At 74.0% G+C, this 24,986-nt stretch carries 23 protein-coding genes, 1 other RNA gene and 1 pseudogene; 13 read left to right on the forward strand and 12 right to left on the reverse strand.

Going from position 1 to position 24,986, the window contains the following annotated elements; translation table 11 throughout:
* Window positions 1–108: 108 nt before the first annotated feature.
* Entirely contained in the window at window positions 109–966 is an 858-nt protein-coding gene (locus tag AB0J12_RS29380; RefSeq protein WP_363267534.1) for a MaoC/PaaZ C-terminal domain-containing protein, read from the forward strand.
* Window positions 967–1,025: 59 nt separating this feature from the next.
* On the opposite strand, the gene AB0J12_RS29385 is transcribed toward AB0J12_RS29380, so the two are convergent.
* Complete coding sequence (locus tag AB0J12_RS29385; RefSeq protein ID WP_363267536.1) at window positions 1,026–1,184, reverse strand: hypothetical protein; 159 nt, start codon at window positions 1,182–1,184, stop codon at window positions 1,026–1,028.
* Window positions 1,185–1,281: 97 nt separating this feature from the next.
* Window positions 1,282–2,412 carry a hypothetical protein gene (locus AB0J12_RS29390; protein WP_363267538.1) on the reverse strand — a complete coding sequence of 377 codons (1,131 nt, stop codon included), beginning with the start codon at window positions 2,410–2,412 and terminating at the stop codon, window positions 1,282–1,284.
* A 199-nt stretch (window positions 2,413–2,611) separates the two neighbouring features.
* Between AB0J12_RS29390 and AB0J12_RS29395 the strand changes: the two genes are divergently transcribed.
* From AB0J12_RS29395 to AB0J12_RS29405, 3 genes are read left to right on the forward strand one after another with little or no spacing between them, the layout of a single operon-like run.
* A complete protein-coding gene (locus tag AB0J12_RS29395) occupies window positions 2,612–3,451 on the forward strand; it encodes a Nif3-like dinuclear metal center hexameric protein (RefSeq protein ID WP_363267539.1) in 840 nt (279 codons plus the stop codon).
* Window positions 3,448–4,191 (forward strand): C4-type zinc ribbon domain-containing protein, encoded by a 744-nt coding sequence (locus tag AB0J12_RS29400; protein ID WP_363267654.1) that lies wholly within the window; start codon window positions 3,448–3,450, stop codon window positions 4,189–4,191. Before AB0J12_RS29395 ends, AB0J12_RS29400 begins: the two co-directional genes overlap by 4 nt.
* Window positions 4,192–4,203: 12 nt before the next feature.
* Window positions 4,204–5,802, forward strand: coding sequence for a bifunctional RNase H/acid phosphatase (locus AB0J12_RS29405; protein WP_363267540.1), 1,599 nt, complete (start codon window positions 4,204–4,206; stop codon window positions 5,800–5,802).
* A gap of 4 nt (window positions 5,803–5,806) precedes the next feature.
* Here AB0J12_RS29405 and eda read toward each other — a convergent pair whose 3' ends face one another.
* Together eda and yaaA are read right to left on the reverse strand one after the other, a co-directional pair.
* Window positions 5,807–6,484 carry a bifunctional 4-hydroxy-2-oxoglutarate aldolase/2-dehydro-3-deoxy-phosphogluconate aldolase gene (eda, locus tag AB0J12_RS29410; protein ID WP_363267541.1) on the reverse strand — a complete coding sequence of 226 codons (678 nt, stop codon included), beginning with the start codon at window positions 6,482–6,484 and terminating at the stop codon, window positions 5,807–5,809.
* 88 nt (window positions 6,485–6,572) lie between these two features.
* The gene (yaaA, locus tag AB0J12_RS29415) at window positions 6,573–7,355 is read right to left on the reverse strand and encodes a peroxide stress protein YaaA (protein ID WP_363267542.1); all 783 of its coding nucleotides are present in this window, start codon (window positions 7,353–7,355) and stop codon (window positions 6,573–6,575) included.
* A 77-nt stretch (window positions 7,356–7,432) separates the two neighbouring features.
* Between yaaA and AB0J12_RS29420 the strand changes: the two genes are divergently transcribed.
* The gene (locus AB0J12_RS29420) at window positions 7,433–8,860 is read left to right on the forward strand and encodes an RNB domain-containing ribonuclease (protein ID WP_363267543.1); all 1,428 of its coding nucleotides are present in this window, start codon (window positions 7,433–7,435) and stop codon (window positions 8,858–8,860) included.
* Here the strand turns inward: AB0J12_RS29420 and AB0J12_RS29425 are convergent.
* The gene (locus AB0J12_RS29425) at window positions 8,811–9,416 is read right to left on the reverse strand and encodes a hypothetical protein (protein WP_363267544.1); all 606 of its coding nucleotides are present in this window, start codon (window positions 9,414–9,416) and stop codon (window positions 8,811–8,813) included. The two genes, AB0J12_RS29420 and AB0J12_RS29425, sit on opposite strands and share 50 nt — an antisense overlap.
* Window positions 9,413–10,159: a MerR family transcriptional regulator gene (locus AB0J12_RS29430; protein WP_363267545.1), complete on the reverse strand. Its 747-nt coding sequence runs from the start codon at window positions 10,157–10,159 to the stop codon at window positions 9,413–9,415. Before AB0J12_RS29430 ends, AB0J12_RS29425 begins: the two co-directional genes overlap by 4 nt.
* Window positions 10,160–10,321: 162 nt before the next feature.
* Here AB0J12_RS29430 and AB0J12_RS29435 point away from each other — a divergent pair, with 162 nt between their 5' ends.
* The 4 genes and pseudogenes from AB0J12_RS29435 to rnpB all read left to right on the forward strand — a co-directional run bounded on the left by AB0J12_RS29435 (window position 10,322) and on the right by rnpB (window position 13,101).
* A complete protein-coding gene (locus AB0J12_RS29435) occupies window positions 10,322–10,900 on the forward strand; it encodes a Uma2 family endonuclease (RefSeq protein WP_363267546.1) in 579 nt (192 codons plus the stop codon).
* Window positions 10,901–10,945: 45 nt separating this feature from the next.
* A complete protein-coding gene (locus tag AB0J12_RS29440) occupies window positions 10,946–11,776 on the forward strand; it encodes an AraC family transcriptional regulator (RefSeq protein WP_363267547.1) in 831 nt (276 codons plus the stop codon).
* An 85-nt stretch (window positions 11,777–11,861) separates the two neighbouring features.
* Window positions 11,862–12,578, forward strand: a pseudogene (locus AB0J12_RS29445) (DMT family transporter); the annotation flags it as partial.
* Window positions 12,579–12,693: 115 nt separating this feature from the next.
* Window positions 12,694–13,101, forward strand: an RNA gene (gene rnpB, locus AB0J12_RS29450) — RNase P RNA component class A.
* 17 nt (window positions 13,102–13,118) lie between these two features.
* On the opposite strand, the gene AB0J12_RS29455 is transcribed toward rnpB, so the two are convergent.
* Window positions 13,119–14,708: an acyl-CoA carboxylase subunit beta gene (locus AB0J12_RS29455; protein ID WP_363267548.1), complete on the reverse strand. Its 1,590-nt coding sequence runs from the start codon at window positions 14,706–14,708 to the stop codon at window positions 13,119–13,121.
* A gap of 326 nt (window positions 14,709–15,034) precedes the next feature.
* Window positions 15,035–15,859: an AfsR/SARP family transcriptional regulator gene (locus AB0J12_RS29460; protein ID WP_363267549.1), complete on the reverse strand. Its 825-nt coding sequence runs from the start codon at window positions 15,857–15,859 to the stop codon at window positions 15,035–15,037.
* Window positions 15,860–16,132: 273 nt separating this feature from the next.
* Here AB0J12_RS29460 and AB0J12_RS29465 point away from each other — a divergent pair, with 273 nt between their 5' ends.
* From AB0J12_RS29465 to AB0J12_RS29480, 4 genes are all read left to right on the forward strand, one after another.
* Complete coding sequence (locus AB0J12_RS29465; RefSeq protein ID WP_363267550.1) at window positions 16,133–16,312, forward strand: hypothetical protein; 180 nt, start codon at window positions 16,133–16,135, stop codon at window positions 16,310–16,312.
* A gap of 80 nt (window positions 16,313–16,392) precedes the next feature.
* Window positions 16,393–18,549 (forward strand): TOMM precursor leader peptide-binding protein, encoded by a 2,157-nt coding sequence (locus AB0J12_RS29470; protein ID WP_363267551.1) that lies wholly within the window; start codon window positions 16,393–16,395, stop codon window positions 18,547–18,549.
* Window positions 18,550–18,707: 158 nt separating this feature from the next.
* Window positions 18,708–19,979, forward strand: coding sequence for a histidine kinase (locus AB0J12_RS29475; RefSeq protein ID WP_363267552.1), 1,272 nt, complete (start codon window positions 18,708–18,710; stop codon window positions 19,977–19,979).
* Window positions 19,980–20,009: 30 nt separating this feature from the next.
* Window positions 20,010–20,618, forward strand: a complete 609-nt coding sequence (locus AB0J12_RS29480; protein ID WP_363267655.1) for a response regulator transcription factor — start codon at window positions 20,010–20,012, stop codon at window positions 20,616–20,618.
* An 11-nt stretch (window positions 20,619–20,629) separates the two neighbouring features.
* Here AB0J12_RS29480 and AB0J12_RS29485 read toward each other — a convergent pair whose 3' ends face one another.
* The 4 genes from AB0J12_RS29485 to AB0J12_RS29500 all read right to left on the reverse strand — a co-directional run bounded on the left by AB0J12_RS29485 (window position 20,630) and on the right by AB0J12_RS29500 (window position 24,849).
* A complete protein-coding gene (locus AB0J12_RS29485) occupies window positions 20,630–21,865 on the reverse strand; it encodes an acyltransferase domain-containing protein (RefSeq protein WP_363267553.1) in 1,236 nt (411 codons plus the stop codon).
* Window positions 21,866–22,021: 156 nt separating this feature from the next.
* Window positions 22,022–23,785 carry a fatty acyl-AMP ligase gene (locus AB0J12_RS29490; protein WP_363267554.1) on the reverse strand — a complete coding sequence of 588 codons (1,764 nt, stop codon included), beginning with the start codon at window positions 23,783–23,785 and terminating at the stop codon, window positions 22,022–22,024.
* Between the two features lie 148 nt (window positions 23,786–23,933).
* Window positions 23,934–24,170 carry an acyl-CoA carboxylase epsilon subunit gene (locus tag AB0J12_RS29495; protein WP_363267555.1) on the reverse strand — a complete coding sequence of 79 codons (237 nt, stop codon included), beginning with the start codon at window positions 24,168–24,170 and terminating at the stop codon, window positions 23,934–23,936.
* Between the two features lie 64 nt (window positions 24,171–24,234).
* Window positions 24,235–24,849 (reverse strand): hypothetical protein, encoded by a 615-nt coding sequence (locus AB0J12_RS29500; RefSeq protein ID WP_363267556.1) that lies wholly within the window; start codon window positions 24,847–24,849, stop codon window positions 24,235–24,237.
* Window positions 24,850–24,986: the final 137 nt, after the last annotated feature.

Raw genomic sequence — 24,986 nt, forward strand, 5'->3', positions numbered from 1 at the left:
GGCAGGACAAATGTCACGACACCGGGGATGGCTGATGAATCGTCAGTTTCCCTCGCCCCCCGGTCCGCTGGGTTATACAAGGGGCAGTCGGCGACGTACAGGAGCCCCATGCCCATCGACCCAGCCCGGGCCCTCGCGGCCGCGCCCCTCACCGGTGACATCTCCTGGACCGCCAAGGACGTCCATCTCTACCACCTCGGCATCGGCGCGGGCGTCCCCGCCACCGACCCCGGTGAGCTGCGCTACACCCTCCGGTCCCGGCTGCACGTCCTGCCGAGCTTCGCCACCGTCGCCGGCTCCGGCGCGCCCGGTGTGATCCGCGCGCTGTCCATGCCGGGCGTCGACGTCGACCTCGCGCACGTCCTGCACGCCGGGCAGGCGCTGACCGTGCACCGTCCCGTCCCGGTCGAGGGCTCCGCGCGGGCCACCTCCCGTATCACCGCGGTGTACGACAAGGGCCGGGCGGCCGTCCTCGTGCTGCGCACCGACGTCGCCGACGGCGACGGCCCGCTGTGGAGCGACGAGGCCCACGTCCATGTACGCGGCGAGGGCGGGTTCGGAGGCGAGCGCGGGCCCGGGACGCGCCTCAAGGCACCCACCGGCGAGCCCGAGCGGGTCGTGGAGCGCGCGATCCGCGAGGACCAGGCGCTGCTGTACCGCCTCTCCGGCGATGACAACCCCCTGCACGCCGACCCCGAGTTCGCCCGGGCCGCCGGCTTCGAGCGGCCCGTGCTGCATGGACTGTGCACCTACGGCATGACCCTCAAGGCCGTCGTCGACACGCTGCTCGGCGGGGACGTCACACGGGTGCGGTCGTACAGCACGCGGTTCGCCGGGGTCGTCTATCCGGGGGAGACCCTGCGCGTCCGCATGTGGCGCGCCGAGGACGGTGTGCGGGTCACCGTGAGCGCCGTCGAGCGGGACGAGGCGCCCGTCCTCACCGACACCGTCGTCCACCACTCCTGAGACGCGGAACGGCCCCGCCCCCCGAGTACCCGGGGGCGGGGCCGTTCGCGCACGTGCCGTCAGGCCGCCGATCCGGCCTGTTCGGACGTCCTGCGGTGGCGGCCCCGGGGAGCCGTCTCGCCGTCCTGCGTCGAGACCGGACCCCGGTGCCTGCCGTGCCCGGCGGCCGCCATCTCGGCCTCACGGCTCTGCGGCTGCGTCGTGCTGGCGTCGCTCATCGGAAGAACTCACCCCGTCAACATGATCTTTCCTTACAGCCGGGCGAGTGTAACCAACGCACCTCGGGCGTAATCCAGCCGCACACGCCAACCGCCACTAGTTCGTTACAAGTCGTCCCAAGGGCGCCTGCTGCAACGGCACGGGACGCGGCGCGACCGGTTCGGGGGCCTCCTCGGCCGGGTCCTCGGGTGCTGCCGGTGGGGCCACATGCGGCACGGTCAGCCGGGCCAGTCCGCAGGAGACCTCCTCGGTGGCGTACGGCAGCAGGAGCGCGCCCCCGGGCGTGACGAGCCCCGCGCCGGTCAACCAGCCCGCGGGGGCCGGGAGATGGTGCACCTGGCGCTCGGCCGGCCGCCACACCCCGGCCCAGGTGCCCAGCGACCCGTCGATGCGCAGCGCCACCGCGCAGCTCTCCGGCGTCAGCACCTGCCCCGGCTGGATCGCGAACGGTGTCACCCGGCACTCCGGCAGCCTGAGGCTGTCCGGGAAGCGCACCGGCAGGGTGCTGCCCATCACGCCCCAGCCGAGCCGGGGCTCGCCGGGCGCGGGCGCGTCGGAGGAGATCAGCAGCAGGCCGCTGTCGGGGTCGGCGAGCAGCAGCCGGTCGTCGCTGGCCTCGGCGATCTGCAGCAGCGGCGACACCTCGCCGCCGCGCCCCAGGTCCACCACGACCGCCTTGGTCCGCCCGCCGGTCTCCCGGTCCAGCGCCAGCATCCGACCGGCGTGATCCAGCCACACCCCGCCCGAGCAGCGCCCCGGCACCTCGGCCAGCCGCTCCGGACCGAACGCCCCGCCCGCGACCAGCCACACCGTGCTGGAGCGCGGGCCCACCGCGAGCGCGTACGCCCGCTCGCCGCCCGGCGCCGGCGGCAGCAGCCGCAGCGTGCCGTCCTCGGGTGCCGTCACCGCGCCGAGCGGCGCCTCGCCGGTGCCGGGGCCGGTGGGGTAGAGGAGGTGGAAGTCGTAGCGTTCGCCGACCCGGCGCTTGATCAGCACCCGGCCGTCGGCCATCGGCTGCACCTCGGTGCCGGCCTCTTCGGGCTGGTTCCCGCGCAGCGGCACGGCGTACGGCTCGGGGCCGCCCAGGGTCCAGCGCTCGGGGAAGGGGGACTCACCGTCGTGGGCGAGGCGTGCGCCGTAGCCGCCGTCCGCCGTGATCACGCACCCTGCCCGCGGGGAGAGGCCGTCCTCGTCCGCAGCCGGGGGTTCGATCGCACAGGCCGTCATCGTTCGGTCACCTCCGGCGACGAAGCTAGTTTTCGCACGCACGGGCGTGAGACGCGGCGGCCGCACCTTCACACATACGGGTGGTGCAGAAGCGATTCACCTGAGGAAAACGGGGCGAATGTGCTGAGTGGCGCAAGCCCGGTCACAGGGGCGGCGACAGCTGTACGGAGGGGCAGATCAGCCAGGTAGCCTTGCACCCGTGCCCCGTCTGTCTGAAGTCATCGCCGCGCTGGAGAAGCTGTGGCCCGCCGAGCGGGCCGAGTCCTGGGACGCGGTCGGCACCGTCGTGGGCGATCCCGGGCAGGAGATCACGCGGGTTCTGTTCGCCGTCGACCCCGTACAGGAGATCGTCGACGAGGCGGTGAAGCTCGGCGCCGACCTGCTGGTCACCCACCATCCGCTCTATCTGCGCGGGACGACCACGGTCGCGGCCACCCACTTCAAGGGCCGCGTCGTGCACACGCTGATCAAGAACGACATCGCGCTGCACGTGGCGCACACGAACGCGGACACCGCCGATCCGGGCGTGAGCGACGCGCTCGCCGGTGCGCTGGACCTTCGTGTCGTACGGCCGCTCGTGCCGGACCCGAGCGATCCGGAAGGCCGCCGGGGCCTGGGCCGGGTCTGCGAGCTCGACCACCCGCTGCCCCTGCGCGAATTCGCCGCGCGCGCCGCCGAACGCCTGCCCGCGACCGCCCAGGGCATCCGCGTGGCCGGCGATCCCGGGAGGACGGTCCGCACGGTCGCCGTCAGCGGCGGCTCCGGCGACAGCCTCTTCGACCAGGTCCGCGCGGCCGGCGTCGACGCCTTCCTCACCGCCGACCTGCGCCACCACCCGGCGAGCGAGGCGGTCGCCCACAGTCCCCTCGCGCTGCTCGACGCGGCGCACTGGGCCACCGAATGGCCCTGGTGCGAGCTGGCCGCGAGCCAGCTCGACGAGATTTCCGACCGGCACGGATGGGACCTGCGCGTCCACGTCTCGAAGACGGTCACCGACCCCTGGACCAGCCACTCCCCGTCACCTGGAGCCCCCAACTGAACGCCGCGCCCGCCGACCAGATCCGACTCCTCGACGTCCAGGCCCTGGATGTGCGCCTGCAGCAGCTCGCGCACAAGCGGAAGTCGCTGCCCGAGCACGCCGAGATCGAGTCGCTCACCAAGGACCTCACCCAGCTGCGCGACCTGCTCGTGGCCGCCCAGACCGAGGAGAGCGACACCGCCCGCGAACAGACCAAGGCCGAGCAGGACGTCGACCAGGTCCGCCAGCGCGCCGTCCGTGACCAGCAGCGCCTGGACTCCGGCGCCGTGACCTCGCCGAAGGACCTGTCCAACCTCCAGCACGAGATCGCCTCCCTCGCCAAGCGGCAGGGTGACCTGGAGGACGTCGTCCTGGAGGTCATGGAGCGCCGCGAGGCCGCCCAGGAGCGGGTGAGGGAGCTGACCGAGCGGGTCTCCTCCGTCCAGGCGAAGATCGACGACGCGACCGCGCGCCGGGACGCCGCGACCGAGGAGATCGACGGCGAGATCGCCTCGGTGACCAAGGAGCGCGAGGTCGTGTCGGCCGCGGTCCCCGCGGACCTGCTCAAGCTGTACGACAAGCTGCGCGCGCAGCAGGGCGGCATCGGTGCGGCCAAGCTGTACCAGCGCACCTGCCAGGGCTGCCGCCAGGAGCTCGCCATCACCGAGATGAGCGAGATCCGCAAGGCCGCGCCGGACACCGTGGTGCGCTGCGAGAACTGCCGCCGCATCCTGGTGCGCACGGCCGAGTCCGGGCTGTAGGGAGCCGCGCGGGTGCGGGAGTTCATCGTCGAGGCCGACGGCGGGTCGCGGGGCAACCCCGGCCCGGCCGGGTACGGCTCCGTGGTCCGGGACGCGGCGAGCGGGCAGACGCTGGCCGAGCGGGCCGAGTACATCGGCGTCGCCACCAACAACGTGGCCGAGTACCGGGGGCTGCTCGCCGGGCTGCGCGCGGCACACGAGCTGGACGCGTCGGCCTCGGTGCACGTCCGGATGGACTCCAAGCTCGTCATCGAGCAGATGTCGGGCCGCTGGAAGATCAAGCACCCGTCGATGAAGCCGCTGGCGGCCGAGGCGGCGACGGTGTTCCCGCCCGGCCAGGTCACCTACGAGTGGATCCCGCGCGAGCGGAACAAGCACGCCGACCGCCTGGCCAACGAGGCGATGGACGCGGGCGGCCGCGGCGAGCAGTGGACGCCGTCGGCGTCCCGCGCGGAACTGGACGCGGCCGCCTCTGACGCCCCGGAGCCGTCGGGCCCGCCCGGCGACGCGGCGGCGGGCGCGGCCCGCGCCCGCGCGGCACTGGCCGACGTCCGCGCGGCCCGGACGGTGTCCGGGACGACGGCACCCACGGTGTCCGGGACGACAGCACCCACGGCGTCGGGAGCGCCTGCCGAGCCGGCCCGTGAGGCCGTCCCGGCGTCCGATGCGGCTCCGGCGAGCGGTGCCGGCTGGGCGGACAGCGGGGGTGCCGTCAGCGGCGGTGCCGCCACTTCGGCGGGCACCGGTGGTGCAGTCGGGGCTGCCGTCGGTGACACAGCCCAGGAGGCTCCCGCGACGGCGGCAGGGGATGCCGTCCTGGCGGGCAGTGCTGCTCCGGCAGTTCATGCCACGACCGCCTCAGGTCAGGCAGACGCCACCTCAGCCCAGGCAGGCGCCACCTCCGCCCAGACGGGTGCCGCCCCACCCCAGACAGGCGCCGCCTCCTCCGAGACCTCCGCCCCCGGCTGGGGCTCCGCTCCCGATCTCGGAGCCCCCGCCACCTTCGTGCTGCTCCGGCACGGTGAGACGCCGCTCACCCCGCAAAAGCGTTTCTCGGGCAGTGGCGGTACCGACCCCGCCCTCTCCGACATCGGCCGGGAGCAGGCCGAACGCGTCGCCGCCGTGCTCGCCCGGCGCGGCACCATCCAGCACATCGTCGCCTCCCCGCTGGCCCGCACCCGCGAGACCGCCGGCATCGTCGCCGCCCGCCTCGGCCTGGAGGTGACCGTCGAGGACGGCCTGCGCGAGACGGACTTCGGCGCGTGGGAGGGGCTGACCTTCGCCGAGGTGCGCGAGCGTCACCCCGAGGACCTGAACGCCTGGCTCGCCTCGCCGGACGCCGCGCCGACCGGCGGCGGCGAGAGCTTCGCGGCCACCGCCACCCGGGTCGCGGCGGCCCGCGACAAGCTGATCGCGGCGTACGCGGGCCGCACGGTCCTGCTCGTCACGCATGTCACGCCGATCAAGACCCTGCTCCGGCTGGCCCTGGGCGCGCCCCCGGAGTCCCTGTTCCGTATGGAACTGTCGGCGGCGTCCCTGTCCGTCGTGGCCTACTACGCGGACGGCAACGCCAGCGTCCGCCTGTTCAACGACACCGGGCACCTGCGCTGAGCCGTCAGCGGCCGCGCCCGCCGAGCCCGGCCGCCTGCCGGGCCAGTCGCTCGATCCGGGCCCAGTCGCGGGCCGCCACCGCGTCCTCCGGCACCATCCAGCTGCCGCCGACGCAGCCGACGTTGGGCAGGGCCAGGTAGTCGGGCGCCAGGTCCGGCGTGATGCCGCCGGTGGGGCAGAAACGGGCCTGCGGCAGCGGGCCGGCCAGTGACGTCAGGTACGCCGTGCCGCCCGCGGCCTGCGCCGGGAAGAACTTCATCTCCCGCACTCCGCGCTCCAGCAGCGCCACCACCTCCGAGGCGGTCGAGACCCCCGGCAGGAACGCCACCCCGGACGCCGTCATCGCCGTCAGCAGACCGTCCGTCCACCCCGGGCTGACCAGGAACCGCGCCCCCGCCGCGACACAGTCGGCCACGTGCTCCGGCGTGATGACCGTGCCCGCGCCGGCCACCGCGCCCGGCACCTCCTGCGCGATCGCCCGCAGGGCGGGCAGCGCGGCGGGCGTGCGCAGGGTCACCTCGATCGCGGGCAGCCCCCCGGCGACCAGCGCCCGCGCCAGTGGTACGGCGTCGGCGGCGTCCTGCAGCACGACCACCGGGAGGACGGGGGCGAGGTCCAGCACGGAGGCGGGCGACGAGACGGGCGCAGGCAGGGGTACGGAGGCAGGCTGAGACTCGGGCATGGCGTCATCCTGCCCGCCCGCTGCGGAGGGTGCAAAGGGCGTTGCAATGCATGCAACGACACCTCGGTGAGCCCTCAGCGGTGAGCCCTCAGTGGAGCTCGTCCACCAGCACGTCCAGCGACCACGGCCGCCCCGCCCTCGCCGGAGCCTCCGTCTCCACGACGTATCCGAGGTCCCGCAGCGCCTCCACCAGCCGCGCCGGGTCCTCGGGCGCGGTCCGGGCCGTCAGCAGGCTGCGCACGATCCGCCCCTTCGTCGCCTTGTTGAAGTGACTGACCACCTTCCGGGTCGGCGCGTGCAGCACCCGCACCGTCGCCGTGCGCCCCGCGACCTCGCCCTTCGGCTTCCACGCCGTCGCGTACGCCGCCGACCGCAGGTCCAGCACCAGTCCGTCCCCGGCCGCCTCCGGCAGCACGGACGCCATCGGGGCGCGCCAGTACGCGCCGAGCGCCCCCAGGCCGGGCAGCTTCACGCCGATCGAGCAGCGGTAGGAGGGGATCGCGTCCGTCACCCGCACGGCACCCCAGAGCCCCGAGAACACCAGCAGCGCTTCCGCCGCCCGCTCCCGGGCCGCCGCGTCCAGCGAGGCGAGGCCCAGGGCGTCGTACAGCACGCCCGTGTACACCTCACCGGCGGGCCGCGCACCGGCCTCGCGCAGCGCCGCGTTCTTCGCGACCTCGCCGCGCAACCCCTCGCTCAGCCCGAGCACCTCGCGCGCCTTCTCCTCGTCCGCCCGGCACAACTCGACCAGCTCCTCCAGCACGGCCTCGCGGGCGGGGGTGAGCCCCGGCAGCGACAGCGACTCCGGCGACAGCGGGGCGCCGGTGCCGGAGGGGGCCTTGCCCTCGGAGGGCGGGAGAAGGACGAGCACGGGAGTTTCTCCTTATCGAACGGGACCGCCACAGCGTACGGCGTGCCACCCGGCCGCCCGCGCCCTACGGTGGCGGTATGCTCCGCTGCCCCGTGCACGTGACCGGTGCCCCCGAGGGCCCGATGCGCGGCGCCCTCGACGCCCTGCGCACCCGGCTCGCCGTCCCCGGCCCCTTCCCGCCCGAGGTGCTCGCCGAGGCCGACCGGGCGGCCCGGGACCCGGCGCTGCCGGTGCACGACACCACCGACGTCCCGCTGTTCACCATCGACCCGCCCGGCTCCCTCGACCTGGACCAGGCCCTGCACCTGTCCCGGCAGGGCACCGGCTACCGGGTGCGGTACGCCATCGCCGACGTGGCCGCCTTCGTCGTACCGGGCGGGCCGCTGGACCGCGAGGCGCGGCAGCGGGTGCTGACCCTGTACTTCCCCGACGGCCGCGTCCCGCTGCACCCGCCCGTGCTGAGCGAGGGCGCCGCGAGCCTGCTGCCGGGGCAGACCCGGCCCGCCGTGCTGTGGACGATCGACCTGGACGCCGACGGCCGGACCCGCGGCGTCGACGTCCGCCGCGCCCTGGTGCGCAGCCGGGCCCGGCTGGACTACGCGGGCGTGCAGCAGCAGATCGACGCCGGTACGGCGGAGGAACCGCTCGCGCTGCTGAAGACCGTCGGCCAGTTGCGGGAGGCGTTGGAGGCCGAGCGCGGCGGTGTCTCGCTGCGCGTGCCCGAGCAGGAGATCGTCCCGCGCGACCACACCTACGAACTCGCCTACCGCGCCCCGCTCGCCACCGACGGCTGGAACGCCCAGATCTCGCTGCTCACCGGCATGGCCGCCGCCGAGCTGATGCTGGCGCACGGCACGGGCATCCTGCGCACCCTGCCGCCGACCCCGGTCGGCGCCGTCGACCGGCTGCGCCGCACCGCGTTCGCGCTGCACATCGACTGGCCCCACCACGTGTCGTACGCGCAGCTCGTCCGCTCGCTCGACCCGCACCGGCCGCGGCACGCCGCCTTCCTCCAGGCGTGCGCCACGGTGATGGGCCACGCCGAGTACACCGTCTTCCGCGACGGGCGGATCCCGGAGCTGACCACGCACGCCGCGGTCGCCGCGCCGTACACCCACTGCACGGCTCCCCTGCGCCGGCTCGTCGACCGCTGGGCCTCGGAGCTCGCGCTCGCGGCCTGTGCCGGGCAGGAACCGCCCGAGTGGGCGCGCGCCGCGCTGGACGTGGTGCACGACCGGATGGCGGAGGGCGGCCGCCTCGCGAGCAAGGTCGACCGGGCCTGCATCGACCTGGTCGAGGCGGTGGTGCTGCAGGACCGGGTGGGGGAGGTCTTCCAGGGGTGCGTCGTGGAGCTGGACGACCACCGGGGAACCGTCCAGGTGGAGTCACCCGCGGTCATCGGGGAGATCCGCGGCGCCGGCCCCGGCTCCCTCGGGGAGCGCCTGCCGGTACGGCTCACCCAGGCCGATCCCCCGACGGCGAAGGTGAGCTTCGAGCCGGCGTGAGCGCCCGCACCAGGCCGTCGGCATCGTCCGCGTGCAACCGCACGACAAGCACCTCGCGCCGCCGGCCCAGCAGCGTGACGTGGGTGACCGGGCGGTCCAGCTCCAGGGTGAGAGAGGTCTGCCCGCCGACGGCGACGTCCAGCTCGCCGGGGGCGCGCGCGGAAGAGGCGCGCAGCTCACGCCGTATCGCCGTGATGCCGTGCCTTGGAATGCGCAGGTCCACGTGCGTGCCGTGCCGCACGCGGAGGGCGGCGCCGTCGAGCACATGGGGACGGACGACGGACGCGGCGTGCAGGGCGACGACGAACACGACCGTATAGGCGTCCAGCACGAGCGCCACCGCGTGCGCGGTCGGCCAGTCGCGCAGCAGCACCGACAAGGTGAAGGTCTCGACGACGCAGACGAAGGCGAGTCCGGCGGTCGTGGCGCCCTGCCCGCGGGCGTACCCGAAGGTGTGCGTGGCGTCGCGGGTGCCGTGGCGCCGCCGGGCGAGCCACAGCAGGAGACTCACCATCAGCCGTGCCTCGTGCCGGGCCAGCGACCGGGCGGCCCTCATCGCCGCTGTCCGGCGATCAACCGCAGCGCCCGCCGGAACGCCTCGGCCTGCGCGGGGGAGAAGTCGGCGCACACCGCCCGCAGAAAGGCGTCGCCCTCGGGGACACCGCCCTCGGGCAGCAGACCGGCCGGGACGGCGTCCGCCAGCGCCCGCGCGGCCTCCGCCACCCGCGGATCGTCGGCCGCCGCGTCGGCGAGCAGGTCGAGCAGCGCGTACGCGTGCTCGGCCCGTCGTACGGCCTCCGGGCCGGCGAGGGCCTCGGCGAGTACGGCCGTGATCCGCTCCCGCGCCTCGGGCGGCGCGGCGGTGTCCAGGAGCGCGAGGATCTCGCGGTCCTTGGCCGCCATGGGCGACGCCGAGCCGGGCACCCGGGCGAGCAACTCGGCGATCCCGGGCGACACGGGCCCCTCGGCGGGCAGCGCATCCGCCTCCAGCAGCTCCCGCAGCCGCCGCCGGCGCTCCCGGATCGCCTCCTCCTGCCGGGCGAGGTCGGCGTCCAGCTCGGTGAGCACCTCGACGAGGTCCTTCCCGGCATCGTCGGCGAGCACGTCCCGCACCTCCGCGAGCCCGAGCCCCAGCTCGGTCAGCCGCCGGATCCGGGCCAGCACGACGGCGTGCCGCAGGGTGTAGTCCCGGTAACCGTTGCCGAGCCGCTCCGGCTCGGGCAGCAGGCCGAGGTGGTGGTAGTGCCGCACGGCCCGCGTGGTGACCCCGACGGCCGCGGCGAGTTCTCCGATCCGCATGACCCCAGTGAAGAGGCTGACGTCGCGGGAGGGTCAAGCGGCGGTTCGCCGCCTGACGCCGGCATTCGTCGTGTGCCACGATCGAGGGAACGGTTCCCGATCTCTCGGACAGGTGATCACGCGATGTCCCAGTCTGGCGAGCGACCGAAGGAGGGGCGTGACATGACTGCCATGGCCCACGAGCCGCTCACGCAGGAAGAGGTCCTGCTCGAGGGCTTTCTCGCCCTGGACACCCCGGAGGGTTTCCGGGCCGAGCTGATCGAGGGGGAGATCGTAGTGACACCGCCGCCGGACGGGGATCACGAGAAGTACATCAGCCGGATCGCGAGGCAAGTGATCAAGTGGTCCCTGACGGAGATGGACGTCTCCGGAAACAAGGGGCTGAGGCTGAAGAGCGGCGGGGGGTGTCCGAAGAACCACGTGATCCCCGACCTCACCTTCGCGCCCCTGGAGGCCGACGTTTTCGGGGGCACCGGCGGGTGGATGCCATGCGACGGTGTCGCCATGGTTCTCGAGGTGACATCCACCAAACCTCAAGCCGACCGCGAGGCCAAGCGACGTTGCTACGCACAGGCGGCGATCCCCCTGTACCTGCTGGCTGACCGGGAGACCTCCCAGGTCACGCTCTTCAGCGACCCGAAGAACGACGACTACCGCGAGCAGTGCACCCGCCCCTTCGGGAAGCCGCTCGCCCTGCCGGACCCCTTCGGCTTCGACCTGGACACCGCGGACTTTCTCTGAGCCCTTCGGCGTTGCACCCCCTGGGAAAAACTGGGGGTGTGCGGCATGGGCGGACGGGAACAGGCGCGGTGGACCAGGGCGCGGCTGGGGCGGTGCGGGCCGGCGCTCGACCTGCTGACGGCCTCCTTCGACCGGCACGTCTACGCCCCGCACGCCCACGCCGAGTACACCGTCGGCGTCACCCTCGGCGGCCTGGAGGTCATCGCCTACCGGGGCGGACGGATCCACTCCGCGCCCGGCTCCCTCGTCGTCCTGGAACCCGGTGAGATGCACACCGGCGGCCCCGCAGCCCCGGACGGCGGCTACGCCTACCGCGCCCTGTACGCGGCGCCCGAGCTGCTGGGCGACGGCGTGCTCGGCGACGCCCTCCCGCACTTTCGCGAACCGGTCCTGCACGACCCCGAACTGGCCGCCGCGCTGCGCCTGACCCACACCGAACTCGCCGCCTGCCCCGACCCCCTGGAGGCCGAATCCCGGTTGCCGTGGCTGCTCACGGCCCTGGCCCGGCGCCACTCCACGGCCCGCGCGGCCAGCGACATCGTGCCCGGCGCCGACCGCGTCGCGGCCGTCGTCCGCGACCGCCTGGCCGGCGAACTGCTCGCCCCGCCCTCCCTCGCCGACCTCGCCACCGAGCTGGGCCTCTCCCGCTACCAGCTGCTGCGCGCCTTCCGTACGGCGATGGGGATACCGCCGTACGCCTGGCTCGCCCAGCACCGGGTGACCCGGGCCCGCGGCCTGCTGGAGACGGGTCTGCGCCCGGCGGAGGTGGCGGGCCTGGTGGGCTTCGCCGACCAGGCGCACCTGACCCGCTGGTTCCGCCGGGTGCTCGGGGTGACCCCGGCGGCGTACCGCAACAGCGTTCAAGACGCACGGTGACTCCCTGGCCGAAACTCGGCGCATGACTGCACGCGGCTGGTTCCTCTTCTCCCTCATGGGAGTGGTCTGGGGCATCCCCTATCTCATGATCAAGGTGGCGGTGGACGCGGTGTCCCCGGCCACCGTGGTCTTCGTGCGCTGCGCGCTCGGCGCGGCCCTCCTTCTCCCCTTCGCCCTGCGGCAGCCGGGCCTGGCGCACACCGTGCGCACCCACTGGCGGCCGCTGCTGGCCTTCGCGTGCATCGAGATCATCGGCCCGTGGTTCACCCTGACCGACGCCGAACGCCACCTGTCCAGCTCCACCGCGGGCCTGCTGATCGCGGGCGTCCCGGTCGTCGGCGTGGCCCTGGCCCGCTTCTTCGGCGACACCGAACGCCTCGGCATACGACGTCTGAGCGGCCTCGCCCTCGGACTCGCCGGCGTCGGCGTCCTCACCGCGCCGCACCTGACCGGCGGCGACGCGCGCTCCCTGGCCGAGGTGCTGCTGACGGTGGTGGGTTACGCCACGGCGCCGCTGATCGCCGCGCGCCACCTCAAGGACGTTCCGTCCCTGCACCTGACGGCGCCCTGCCTGGCCCTGGCGGCGCTGGTGTACGCGCCGGCCGCGGCGGCGACCTGGCCGTCCGAGGTGCCCGCCCCCTCGGTGCTGGCGGCGCTGGCCGGGCTGGGCGTGATCTGCACGGCCGTGGCGTTCGTCGCCTTCATGGAGCTGATCAAGGAGGCCGGTCCGACGCGGGCGACGGTGATCACCTACGTCAACCCGGCGGTCGCGGTGGCGGCGGGCGCGATGTTCCTGGACGAGCACCTGACGGTGACGATCACGGTGTCCTTCGCCCTGATCCTGGCGGGCTCGGTCCTCGCGACGGCCGCCGGTCCGCGCACGACCCCCCGCCCGGTACCATGGTCCACACGGCAGACGAGCCGGGCGGACGGCCGCGTGGAGTCCCCTTGACGGGGGGCTTCCCGAGGAACGTCCGGGCTCCACAGGGCAGGGTGGTGGCTAACGGCCACCCGGGGTGACCCGCGGGACAGTGCCACAGAAAACAGACCGCCGGGGGCCTCGGCCCTCGGTAAGGGTGAAACGGTGGTGTAAGAGACCACCAGTGCCCAGGGTGACCTGGGCAGCTAGGTAAACCCCACCCGGAGCAAGGTCAAAAGGAGCGCTGTAAAAGGCGCTCTGCGCGGACGTTCGAGGGCTGCCCGCCCGAGTCCGCGGGTAGACCGCACGAGACCGGCGGCAACGCCGGCCCTAGATGGATGGCCGTCGCCCCGGGCTCCGCGAGGAACCCGGGGAACAGAACCCGGCGTACAGCCCGACTCGTCTGCCCCTTCGGGGTGCGCGTCACATCGGCGGATTGCCGTGCTTGCGTTCCGGCAGGTTCGCGTGTTTCGCGCGGAGCATCGCCAGGGAGCGGATCAGGACGATGCGGGTTTCGGACGGGTCGATGACGTCGTCGACCAGGCCGCGTTCCGCCGCGTAGTACGGGTGCATCAGCTCGGACTTGTACTCCTTGATCAGGCGGGCGCGGGTCGTGTCCGGGTCGTCGGAGGCGGCTATCTCGCGGCGGAAGACCACGTTCGCCGCGCCCTCCGCGCCCATCACCGCGATCTCGTTCGTCGGCCAGGCGAAGGACAGGTCGGCGCCGATCGAGCGGGAGTCCATGACGATGTACGCGCCGCCGTAGGCCTTGCGGACGACCAGGGAGATGCGCGGGACCGTCGCGTTGCAGTAGGCGTACAGCAGCTTCGCGCCGTGGCGGATGATGCCGTTGTGCTCCTGGTCGACGCCCGGCAGGAAGCCCGGCACGTCCACCAGCGTGACCAGCGGGATGTTGAACGCGTCGCAGAACTGCACGAAGCGCGCCGCCTTCTCCGAGCCGTGGATGTCGAGCACGCCGGCCAGCGCGGTGGGCTGGTTGGCGACCAGGCCCACGACGTGGCCGTCCAGGCGGGCCAGCGCGCACACCACGTTCTGCGCCCAGGCCTCGTGCACCTCGAAGTACTCGCCGTCGTCGACGATCTCCTCGATCACCGCGCGCATGTCGTACGCCCGCTGCGGGTCCGCCGGGACCAGGGAGGTCAGCGCTTCCGTGCGGCGGTCCGCCGGGTCGCCGCCGCGCGCCACGGGCGGCAGTTCGCGGTTGTTCTGCGGCAGCAGCGACAGCAGATGGCGCACGTCCGCCAGGCAGTCCGCCTCGTCGTCGTAGACGAACCCGGACACGCCGGACAGGGACGAGTGCACGTCCGCGCCGCCGAGGCCGTCGTGGGTGATCTGCTCGCCCGTGACCGCCTGGACCACGTCGGGGCCCGTGATGAACATCTGGGCGGTGCCGCGCACCATGAACACGAAGTCGGTCAGCGCGGGGGAGTACGCCGCCCCGCCCGCGCACGGGCCGAGGATCACGCTGATCTGCGGGATGACGCCGGAGGAGCGGGTGTTGCGGCGGAAGATGCCGCCGTACCCGGCGAGCGCGGTGACGCCCTCCTGGATGCGGGCGCCGGCGCCGTCGCTCAGGCCGACGACGGGCGCGCCCGCCGCCTCCGCCAGGTCCATCACCTTGTGGATCTTCTCCGCGTGCGCCTCGCCCAGGGCTCCGCCGAAGACCCGGAAGTCGTGGGCGTACGCGAAGACCGTGCGGCCGTGCACCAGGCCCCAGCCGATGACCACGCCGTCGCCGTGCGGCTTGCGCGCCTCCAGGCCGAAACCCGAGGCGCGGTGCCGGCGCAGCGGCTCGATCTCGGTGAACGTTCCCTCGTCGAAGAGGAGTTGCAGCCGCTCCGGGGCGGTCAGCTTGCCCTTGGCGTGCTGGCGCCGGGTGGCCTCGGGGTCGGGGCCGCGGCTCAGTTCCTCCTTCAGCCGTTTCAGCTCGTCGGTGGAGCGCTGCAGATCGGGTGCGGGGGCGAGGGCGAGCAGTTCGTCGAAGGTCGTCATTGCGGCACCGTAGGGAGACGGCCTCGAAGGCTCCGGTACGCCCTCTGGAGAATTGCTCGATCGGGCACGGACGGGGGCCGGGGCCGGGGCCCGGCCCGTGGTACGGCCCGTGGTGCGGTGGCCCGTCGCCGGGCACCGCCCGGACAGGCCCGATGCGGGGGGCGCCGCTCGAACAGGCGGCCCATGCCGGGGCGCTGCCCGAACAGGCCCGTTGCCGGTGGCGCTGCCGAACCGGCGGCCCAGGTCGGGGCGTCGCTCGAACAGGCCCGATGCCGGGGCACCGCCCGAACAGGCCCGATGCCGGGCCAACCGCCCGAACCGGCCGCTCACCCCACCGACAGCCCCCCGCCCCCGCCCACGCGGCCCCCCGCCGGGTGCAGGGTGTGTTCCGGGTCGCCCGACAGGACCGCCTGGTGCAGTTCCTGCAGGGCGGACGACGGTTCCAGGCCCAGCTCGCGTACCAGCGAGCCGCGCAGCCGCTGGTAGGCCTCCAGCGCCCGCCAGCTGCCGCCCGTGCGGTGCAGGGCGCGCATCAGCTGGGCGCAGAAGCCCTCGTGCAGGGGGTGGCGCGCGGACAGCACCCGCAGTTCGGGCACCACCTCGGCGTGCCGGCCGAGCCGCAGGTCGGCCTCGATGCGCCGCTCCAGCGCTGCCGTGCGTTCCTCGTTCAGGCGCAGCACCTCCAGCTCCAGCACCGACCCGGCCGGCACGTCGACCAGGGCCGGGCCCTGCCACAGGGCCAGCGCGCGGTGCAGCAGGCCGGAGGCGGTGCGGTAGTCGCCGAGTTCGAAGGCGGTGCCGCCGGCCACGGCGAGCCGCTCGAACTCGTGGGCGTCGACCCGGCCGGGCTCGACCTGGAGCAGATAGCCGCCGAACCGGGTGACCAGGATGTCCTTGGCGTCGCGCAGCGGATCGCCGTCCAGCGCCGCGGTCAGCCGGCGGCGCAGTTGCAGGATGTAGGTCTGCAGGGTGGTGGAGGCACTGCGCGGGATGCCCTCCCCCCAGATCTCCTCCATCAGCGTCGGCACCGACACCACCCGGTCGGCGTGCAGCGCCAGCAGAGCCAGCAGCTGGCGGGGTTTGGCGGCGCTCGGTACGACCGACACGCCGCGTTCCTGCGCGGCGAGCGACCCCAGGATCTGGATCTCCATAAGCGTTCTCCCCCTTGGGCCACGGCCGCCGGCGTCCCCGTGGCGGCCCGTTCGGAGTCCGGCTCATGAGACTCGCACCGCGGTCCGCTCGCGGCCCAGTGACGGGCGCACGACCGCCCTCATGAAAATGTCATGCCGCTCCGGTGAGTGGCGCACTGCCGGAGCTTGAAGTTCCGACAGCAGACTCTCGAACCGGACGCCGGGGGCGCCATCCGGTTCGCCTCCGCTTCGCCACGTCCACCGACGAGTTCGTTCATCACACAGGGGGTACGCATGAACATCACCGAGGACATCTCGCGCCTGACCGAACAGCAGTCCCGCTCCGGCGAGTCCGGCCCGGCCGGCGGCGCGTTCGGGGAGATCCTCGTCGAGAGCCTGTCCCGTGCCGACGCCGGGCGGGCCGGCTGGTGCATGTGCATCTCCTCGGTGCTCGGCACCCGGGCGGGTGCGTGAGAGAGCAGCGGAGCCCGGCTCGCGGCCCGTTCGTGGCGTTCAAGCGCCACGTGCGGGCCGTGTCGGTCCCGGGAGATGCCGTGTTCGTGTGGTCCGACCAGGACGTCACCGCCGTGCGGGGCGCCGGTGCGGAGACCCTGCTGGAGCTGCTCGACGGCAGCCGTACCCTGCCCGAGCTGCTGCGGGAGGCCGCGGCCGCCATGCCCGCCGATGTGGCGGGCCGGGTGGTGCGGCAGCTGGCCGAGGCCAACCTCGTGGGCTACCGGCACGACGGGCCCTGCCCGTCCGCCGGCTCCGAGCGCGGCTCGGCCGAGGCCTACTGGGACCGCGCCGGCCTGGACGGGGCCGTCGCCGAGGACGAGGTGCGCGCCCGGGCGGTGGCGGTGATCGGCGTCGGGGACGTCGACATCGAGGCGGCCCGCTCCGCCTGCCGCGCCTCCGGCGTCACCGCGGTCGCCGAGGACGCCGACGCCGACTTCGCCCTCGTCCTGTGCGAGGACTACCTCGCGCCGCAACTCGCCGCGATGGCGGCCCGGTTACGGGCGGCGCGCCGTCCCTGGCTGCTGGCCCGCCCGTTCGCCGCCGAGCCGTGGACCGGGCCGGTCTTCGCAGCGGACGGCGACGGCGCGTGCTGGTCCTGCCTGGCGCACCGGCTGCGCGAGCACCGGCGCGGCGAGCTGTCGGTGCGCCGGGCGCTCGGGCCGGCCGCCGCCGTACGGCCGTCGCCCTCGCTGGCCGCGCTACGGGCCGTGGGGCTGCACAGCGCCGTCCTGGAGACCGCCAAGTGGCTTGCCGGGCTGCGGGGTCCGGAGCAGGGGGCGGTGTGCGTGCTGGACAGTCTCACGCTGCGCACCACCCACCACCCGGTGCGCCGGCGCCCGCAGTGCCCGGACTGCGGTGAGCCCTCGCTGGTCGCCGAGCGGACCCGGCGGCCGGTGGTCCTTCTCTCGCGGCCCAAGGCCGCCGGATCGGGCAGCAACGACCGTGCGCTGTCCGCCCGGCAGATGCTCGAGCGGCACGGCCATCTGATCGGCCCCGTCACCGGCATCGTCACGGACATCAGGCCCATGGCGGGCCTCCCCGAGGGGCTGCACGCCTACGACTCCGGCCACAACCTGGCCCTGCGCGGGCACTCCACGGCCGGGATGCACCGGGTGCTGCGCGCGCGCAGCTCGGGCAAGGGGGTGAGCGCGACGGAGGCGCGGGCGAGCGCCCTGTGCGAGGCGGTGGAACGTTACTGCGCTAGCCGCCAGGGCGACGAGCTGACCGTCACCGACTCCCTGGCCGGCCTCGGCGAGGCGGCCGTCCACCCCAACACCTACCAGCTGTTCCACGAGCGGCAGTACGCCGACCGGGGCCGCTGGAACGCCTCCCACACGCCGTTCCACCACGTGTGCGCGCCCTTCGAGGCGCACCGGCCCACCGAGTGGACCCCGGTGTGGTCGCTCACCGCCGGCGCCCAGCGGCTGCTGCCCACCTCCACGCTGTACTTCGACAGCGCGCCCGGCGGCGCAGCGGACGGGCAGTGGGCCGACTCCAACGGCAACGCGGCGGGCAGCAGCACCGAGGACGCCGTGGTGCAGGGGTTCCTGGAACTCGTCGAACGGGACGCGGTGTCCTTGTGGTGGTACAACCGGCTGCGCCGGCCCGGCCTCGACCTGGACGCCTTCGACGAGCCGTGGCTGACCGGCCTGCGCGAGACCCTGGGCCGGGCGGGCCGCCGTGTCTGGGCCCTCGACCTCACCTCCGACCTGGGCATCCCGGTCGTGGTGGCGGCCTCCCGCAGCGCGGACAGGCCGGACACCGTCTACGGGTTCGGGGCGCACTTCGACCCGCGGCTGGCGCTGCGCCGGGCGTTGACCGAAATGGTCCAGATGCTGCCCCCCGCGAGCTCCGGCGCGGCCGGTCACGTCCCCGACGAGCCTCATCTGCTGCCCGATACCGGGCAGTCGGCGCGCACCCCGGGCAGCTGGCGGCCGCACCTGCGCCACGACGACCTCCTCGCCGACGTCGAGGACGTCCGCGCCCTCGTCGCGGCGCACGGCCTTGAGCTGCTGGTACTGGACCAGACCCGGCCGGACGTCGGGATTCCGGTGGTCAAGGTCCTGGTACCGGGACTACGGCATTTCTACGCCAGGTTCGCCCCCGGCAGGCTGTACGAGGTACCGGTCCGTCTCGGCCAACTCGCCCGCCCCACGCCGTACGAGGAACTCAACCCGGTACCGCTTCTGCTGTAGCTCGCGTGAAGACGCTGCACAGGTCCCGTACCGGGCATGTGTCGGCTTATAGTTCCGTCACGCATGCTCCCGACATCCATGCGAGGAGTCGACACATGGCGGGCCGTTTCTGGACTTCGGACAGTGATCTCATCCGTGTCAGGGGCCCGGCGGAGGGAGTGCCTCCGGACACGGCGAGCAGTCGTCCGGCCGGTGCGGCGCCGGCGCAGGCCAGGAGCAGGAGCGGGGCGAGGGACCTGCTGGCGCCGCGGTTCGCCCAGGGGATCAGCACGGTGGTCTTCGCGGGGTACGGGGTGGTCACCGTGCTGAACGTGCAGAACGAGGTGTCGGGCACGCCCGCACTGGTCCTGTGCACCGCCGTCGTGGCCGCCCTCTACACCGTGCAGATCCTGCTCACCGCGCCCCGGGCGCGCCGCTGGTCCGAGCGGCGCCGGGCGGCCGTCGTCGCCGTGCAGGCCGCCCTGACGTTCGGGCCCTTGGTCTGGCTGGGCGTCGCCTGGGGCAGCATGGCCGGACCCCTCGCCGGATCGATTCTCCTCATGCTCCCGGGACGGATCGCCTGGCCCTGCTACGGCGCGGTCCCGCTGTTCATCCTCGGCTGGTCGCTCGGCGAGCACGCCACACCCCTGGAGACGGGCTACTACGCCGTCTCCACCGCGCTGACCGGTCTGGTCATCTACGGACTGACCCGGCTCACCGACCTGGTGCGCGAAGTGCACGACACCCGCGCCGAGATGGCCAGGATGGCGGTCACCCAGGAGCGGCTGCGCTTCGCGCGGGACCTGCACGACCTGCTCGGCTACAGCCTGTCCACCATCACGCTCAAGAGCGAACTGATCCACCGCCTGGTACCGGTCCATCCCGAGCGGGCCCGCGAGGAGATCGCCTCCGTGCTCGTCGTCGCCCGGCAGGCCCTGTCCGATGTGCGGCTGGTGGCCAGCGGCTACCGGGAGATGTCGCTGGAGACGGAGGCCCAGTCGGTCGTCGAGGTGATGGCCGCCGCCGACGTCGGCATCGAGGTGGACATCGACTGCGGACGCCTCCACCCCTTGGTGGACACCGTGCTGGCGACCGCCCTGCGCGAGGGCGTCACCAATATGCTCAGGCACAGCAAGGTGCAGTCGTGCACCATCAAGGTCCGCAGCGAGGGGGACATGGTGCGGATGGACCTCGTCAACGACGGCGTCGCGGCGCCCGACCGCCCCGACGCGCCGGGCCGGGGGAGCGGACTGGGCAACCTGCGGACCCGGCTGGCCGCCGTCGGCGGTGAGATGTCCGCCGGCGTCGTCGCCGGCAACCGGTTCCGGCTGACGGCGATCGCCCCGCTCAGGCCGTCCCAGCAGGAGGACGCCGAACCGCTGGTGCCGCGCGGGCACGCCGCGGCGGGCGCGGGCGGCTGGACCGGGGAAGCGGACAGAGCCGCGGTCTGAGCAACTGACATATCGGGGGAAGCAATGCCGTTGATCAAAATCCTGCTCGCCGAGGACGTGCACATGGTCCGCGGCGCGCTCGTCGCGCTGCTGGAACTGGAGCCGGATCTCCAGGTCGTGGCCTCGGTGGCGCGCGGGGACCTCATCGTGCCGTCGGCGCTCGAGACCCGTCCCGACGTCGCCGTCATCGATATCGATCTGCCCGGCGTCGACGGGCTCACCGCGGCGGCCGATCTGCACGAGAAGGCACCGCAGTGCCGCACGCTCATCCTCACCAGCCTGGGCAGACCCGGGACGCTGCGCCGGGCCATGGCCGCGCGGGTCTCCGGCTTCCTGCTCAAGGACTCCCCGCCGAGCCGGCTGGCCCAGGCGGTCCGCTCGGTCGCGGCCGGCCAGCGGGTCATCGACCCCGAACTCGCGCTCAGCGCCTGGGAGGCGCCGGACAACCCGCTCTCCCCGCGCGAGACGCAGGTGCTGCGGCTCGCCGCCCGCGGCGCCGACGCCGCCGAGATCGCGGACCATCTCTATCTGACCCAGGGCACGGTACGGAACTACCTCACGGCCATCGTGGACAAGCTCCGCGCCCGCAACCGGATCGACGCCATCCGGATCGCCGAGGAGGCCGGCTGGATCCCGTAGGGGCGGCCGGCTCAGATCTCCGCCAACGGGCCTGCGTCCAGCTGGGACAGCACACCGGCGAGGTCCACCGCGTCGCTGCGCGGGCCGCGGCACACCGTGAGCACGGACGGCCCGTGCGCCCCGGCCATCCGCCGCAGGAACGGGGTGAGCACCGCCTTCGGGCCGATCTCCACGACATGGCTGGGCGCCTGCTGCGCCAGCATCCTGCGGGCCGCGTCGGAGAACCGCACCGGCGCGGTGATCTGCGCGGTCCAGTAGGCGCTGGTCAGCGGCTCACCGTACTCCCGGCCGTACACCGTCGAGTAGTACGGCAACGAGGGGCGCCCGCCCGGCACATGCCGGGCCGCGTCCTCGAACCGCCCGGCCACCGGCTCCATCAGCGGCGACTGGAAGGCGTGGGCCACCTGCAGGAAGACGCTCGAGATGCCGATCTCGGCGAGGCGTTCGCGCACCCGCTCCAGGCTCTCGACCGGACCGGACAGCACCGTGGCGCGGGCCGCGTTGAACGCGCCGACGGACACCTGTGGTTCACCCGCCGCCGCGTCGGCCGCCTCGAAGGGGCCGGCGCACGTCGCCATCATCCCGCCGCCGGAGGGCAGGTACTGCATACAGGCACCGCGCAGGCACACCAGCCGCGCCGCGTCCGCCAGCGTCAGCGCGCCGGCGATCACGGCCGCCGCCAGCTCGCCGGTGCCGTGGCCCAGCACGGCCACCGGGCGAACCCCTTCCTCCTCCAGCAGCGTCATCGCCAGGGCGTACCCGACGGCGAAGAGCGCCGGCTGGGTCAGCGCCGTCTGGTGCACCCGTGGGTCGTCGCCGAGGATCAGCTCGCGCACCGAGCGGCCCAGGTACGGGGCGATCGCCTCATCGGCCTCGGCGAGATGGCGGCGGTAGGCGGACAGCTCCCGGTGCAGCCCGGCCGTCATGCCGGGGTGCTGGCAGCCCTGCCCGGTGAACACGAACACCGCCCGGACCCGCCCGGAGTGCCGGTGCATGCCGCAGCGCATCGCCAGATAGTGGGCGAGGTCGCGGATGGTCGGGTGGGCCCAGATGTCCGCGGGGTCGAACAGCGGACCGAACTCCGCCTCGATGTCCCCGAAGAGGTTGAGCAGCGCCACCGAGTCGACCCCCCAGTCGGACAGGTCCTCGTCCTCGCCGACCTCCCGCCGGGCGTACCCGCCGATCCGGTCGGTGAGCCAGGCGGCGAAGCCCCCCTCGTCGGGCCCGCCCGGTGCCGTGTCGCTCACGTCCTCCCCTTCCGTCGGTTTCCCTGCCGGTGGTCCGCCGGCCCATCGCCCGCCGGTCCCGCCCGGCGGTGTCTGTCGTGGACGCGGGGTCCGTACCGCCTCGCGGCTGCACGTACGGGCCCCGCTCGCCCGCACCGGCCCGGCGCGGACGCCTCCCTACGCCCCGATCCCGCCGGCCACGCTCTGGCGGAGCCGGCCTGCCGCCGGTGCCAGATCGTCGGCGACGTACTGGTGCAGGGGGCGCAGGCCGCCGTTCAGGAACAGCCGGCGCATCGCGACCCGTTCGACCTTTCCGCTGGTGGTGCGGCGGACCGTGCCGGGGCGGACCAGCAGCACACCGGCAACCGTCACCTCGAACTCCTCGGTCAGGCGCCGCCGTACGTCCGTCACCAGCTCCTCGAGATCGAGGGAGTAGCGCTGGTGGGTGCGCAACTCCTGCACCACGACCACCCGTTCGCGCTCGCCGGGCACCGAGAACGCCGAGCCGGTGCCGAACAGCGAGCTGACCCGCTGCACGGTGCGCTCCAGGTCCTGCGGATACAGATTGCGGCCCGCGACCACGATCACGTCCTTCAGCCGGCCGGTGACGTAGAGCCGGCCGCCGTCCACCACGCCCAGGTCACCGGTGCGCAGCATCCCGCCCTGGCCGTCGGCCGTCGCGGCCCCGAAGCGTTCCGCGGTCGCCGCGGGGTCACGCCAGTAGCCGGGGGCGACGCCCGGTCCGCTCACCCAGATCTCCCCGACCCCGCCGTCCGGCACGACCTCGCGGGTCTCCGGGTCGACGACCCGTATCCGGCCCGCCGCCGCGTCCACCGTGCCGCACGGCACCAGCGTGTGCGCCGGCCTGCCGGGCCGCGGCTCGCGCAGCCGGCCCTGCTGCAGTGTGTCGGCGTCGACCGTCCGCTCGCCCCCGGCGGCCGGGCCGCCGCAGACCAGCAGCGTCGCCTCGGCCAGGCCGTAGGCCGGGTGCATCGCCTGCGCGCGCAGGCCCGCACGCGCGAACCGTTCGGTGAAGGCCCGGACGGTCTCGGCGCGCACCGGCTCCCCGCCGGAGACCGCGACCCGCCAGCCGGACAGGTCGAGCCCGTCCAGCTCCTCGTCGGTGACCCGCCGCGCGCACAGGTCGTAGGCGAAGTCCGGCGCACCGCTGACCTCGATGCCGTACCGGTCGATGGCCTGGAGCCAGCGCACCGGCCGCCGCACGAAGGACTCCGGTGACAGCACGACGGAGGTCGCGCCGAGCCACAGCGGGTGCAGCAACTGGCCGACCAGGCCCATGTCGTGGTGGAAGGGCAGCCAGCCGCCGATCCGGGAGTCGGGCCCCGTGCCCAGCAGGGCCGTCAGGGCCTCCTGGTTGGCGAGCACATTGGCGTGGGTGACCGTCACACCGCGCGGATCGCCGGTGGAGCCGGAGGAGAACTGCAGGTAGGCCACCGTGTCCGGGCCCGGCTCGGGCAGCGGCGCGTCCGAGGGGCCGGACACCGCGTCGGCGGCCAGGCAGGGGAGCGAGCCGTGGCCGTGCCGGGCCAGCAGGCGCGAGACGTCCGGGGCGAGCGCGGCGTCGGTGAGCGCGGCCCGCGGCGAGGTCTGCCGGACGACGCCGGCCACCCGCTCCTCGTGGTGGCTGCGGCCGCCGTACGGCGCCACCGGTACGGCGATGGCACCCGCGTACAGGCAGGCCAGGAAGGACACGGCGAACTGGCTGCGGGAGGCGTGCAGGAGCAGCACCGGCTCCCCGGTGGCGCCGTCGGCGCACAGCCGGGCGGCGAGACGGCGGGCCTGGGCGTCGAGCGCGCGGTAGGAGACCGGGGCGGGGCGGCCGCGTTCGTCGCTGTCCGGCAGCAGGAGCAGCGCGGCGCGCTCCGGTGTCCGCGCGGCTCTGTCCATGATCACTTCGGTGAAGGTGCGGTAGCCGTTCAATGTGGACCCCCTGCGAGTCGTACGGGCGCTCGGCGTCCCCCGTTTCGACGCCTGGTTCGCCCGGTACAGCACGGTATGTGCAGCCTCTTGAAGGGCGCTTGACCCGTACTCGGGGGCACCGGTTGTGCGTCGGCCGGTGCGCGTCGGCTCAGCGCCGCCCCGTCCAGCCGGTCTGCGGCCGGGCGCGGCGCGGCCGGTCCCAGGGGGCCCGCAGCGCGCCGTCCTCCTCGCCGCCGGCGCCGTCCTCCCGCGCCCGCAAACGGGCGAGCAGCACGGCGGTCAGCGCCGCCAGTTCGTAGGCGTCCGGCCGCCCGCGGACGACGGCGAACGCCGGCTGCACGACGGCGGCTTCCCTCGGTTCGATGGGTTCCATGGGCTCGTCCATACGGCCGATGCTGCGGGCGTCCCCTCGAGAGGGACTCGCGCCGGACACGGGCGGCCGCGACGGCTCAGACGGGCGACAACGGGCGGGCCGTCTCCTCCACGACCGTCGCCGTGGCCGTCAGGCGCTCGCGGCGGTCCCGGTAGGCGGCGCCGCTGCGCACCCGCTCACAGGCCGCGGCGTCCTGCCACCACATCACACCGGTGTAGGCGTAGGCGTCGGTCACCGAGCGCAGCAGATCGCTGCCGCCGAACGTCTCCTCGCCCACGCACTGGCCGACCAGCGCGCCGAAGTCCATCTCGAACCGCTCCGGGTCGTCCGTCACCCGGGCCCGCACCAGCACCAGCAGCGCGGCCTCGGCCGGGGTGCCGGACGACACCATCCGCCCCACGCTGACCAGCAGATGGGACTCCGTCCGCAACGTCGCCGCCAGCCCGTGCGCACCGGACAGGGCGGCCGTGTCCTGGTGCACCACCCGCAGCAGACTGTCCAGCCCCGTCCACTGCTCCAGGTGCACATATCCGCCGGGCCGCCCGGTCAGCGCCGCCGTCACCCGGGAGACGAACCCCTTGCGGGACTCCCGGTAGCGGGCGTACTCGAGGAGTTCGCTGTCGAACGCCGCCGGGGCCGACGTGGCCGTGAAGCGTTCGACGACCGTCAGTTCGTGCTCGCACTGATACACCGTCCGGCCCCCCTTCTGTGCCTCGGCACTGCACTCGCCCCGACATCCGACCACACCCCGCTCGAGCCGCACTCGAGCACACCACCGCGCGCGCCACGCACGAGAGTTCCTCGAGGAGAGGCCGAGCCGCTCCGGGG

The sequence above is a fragment of the Streptomyces sp. NPDC049915 genome (assembly GCF_040656475.1).
In the GTDB taxonomy this organism is placed as follows: Bacteria; Actinomycetota; Actinomycetes; order Streptomycetales; family Streptomycetaceae; genus Streptomyces.

Coding starts and splice junctions, on each gene's coding strand:
- AB0J12_RS29495 (WP_363267555.1), bottom strand. CDS start 24,170: ATGGACGAGCCCATGGAACCCATCGAACCGAGGGAAGCCGCCGTCGTG.
- AB0J12_RS29430 (WP_363267545.1), bottom strand. CDS start 10,159: ATGCGGATCGGAGAACTCGCCGCGGCCGTCGGGGTCACCACGCGGGCC.
- AB0J12_RS29385 (WP_363267536.1), bottom strand. CDS start 1,184: ATGAGCGACGCCAGCACGACGCAGCCGCAGAGCCGTGAGGCCGAGATG.
- AB0J12_RS29465 (WP_363267550.1), top strand. CDS start 16,133: ATGAACATCACCGAGGACATCTCGCGCCTGACCGAACAGCAGTCCCGC.
- AB0J12_RS29390 (WP_363267538.1), bottom strand. CDS start 2,412: ATGACGGCCTGTGCGATCGAACCCCCGGCTGCGGACGAGGACGGCCTC.
- AB0J12_RS29460 (WP_363267549.1), bottom strand. CDS start 15,859: ATGGAGATCCAGATCCTGGGGTCGCTCGCCGCGCAGGAACGCGGCGTG.
- AB0J12_RS29435 (WP_363267546.1), top strand. CDS start 10,322: ATGACTGCCATGGCCCACGAGCCGCTCACGCAGGAAGAGGTCCTGCTC.
- AB0J12_RS29420 (WP_363267543.1), top strand. CDS start 7,433: ATGCTCCGCTGCCCCGTGCACGTGACCGGTGCCCCCGAGGGCCCGATG.
- eda (WP_363267541.1), bottom strand. CDS start 6,484: ATGCCCGAGTCTCAGCCTGCCTCCGTACCCCTGCCTGCGCCCGTCTCG.
- AB0J12_RS29455 (WP_363267548.1), bottom strand. CDS start 14,708: ATGACGACCTTCGACGAACTGCTCGCCCTCGCCCCCGCACCCGATCTG.
- AB0J12_RS29380 (WP_363267534.1), top strand. CDS start 109: ATGCCCATCGACCCAGCCCGGGCCCTCGCGGCCGCGCCCCTCACCGGT.
- AB0J12_RS29440 (WP_363267547.1), top strand. CDS start 10,946: ATGGGCGGACGGGAACAGGCGCGGTGGACCAGGGCGCGGCTGGGGCGG.
- AB0J12_RS29425 (WP_363267544.1), bottom strand. CDS start 9,416: ATGAGGGCCGCCCGGTCGCTGGCCCGGCACGAGGCACGGCTGATGGTG.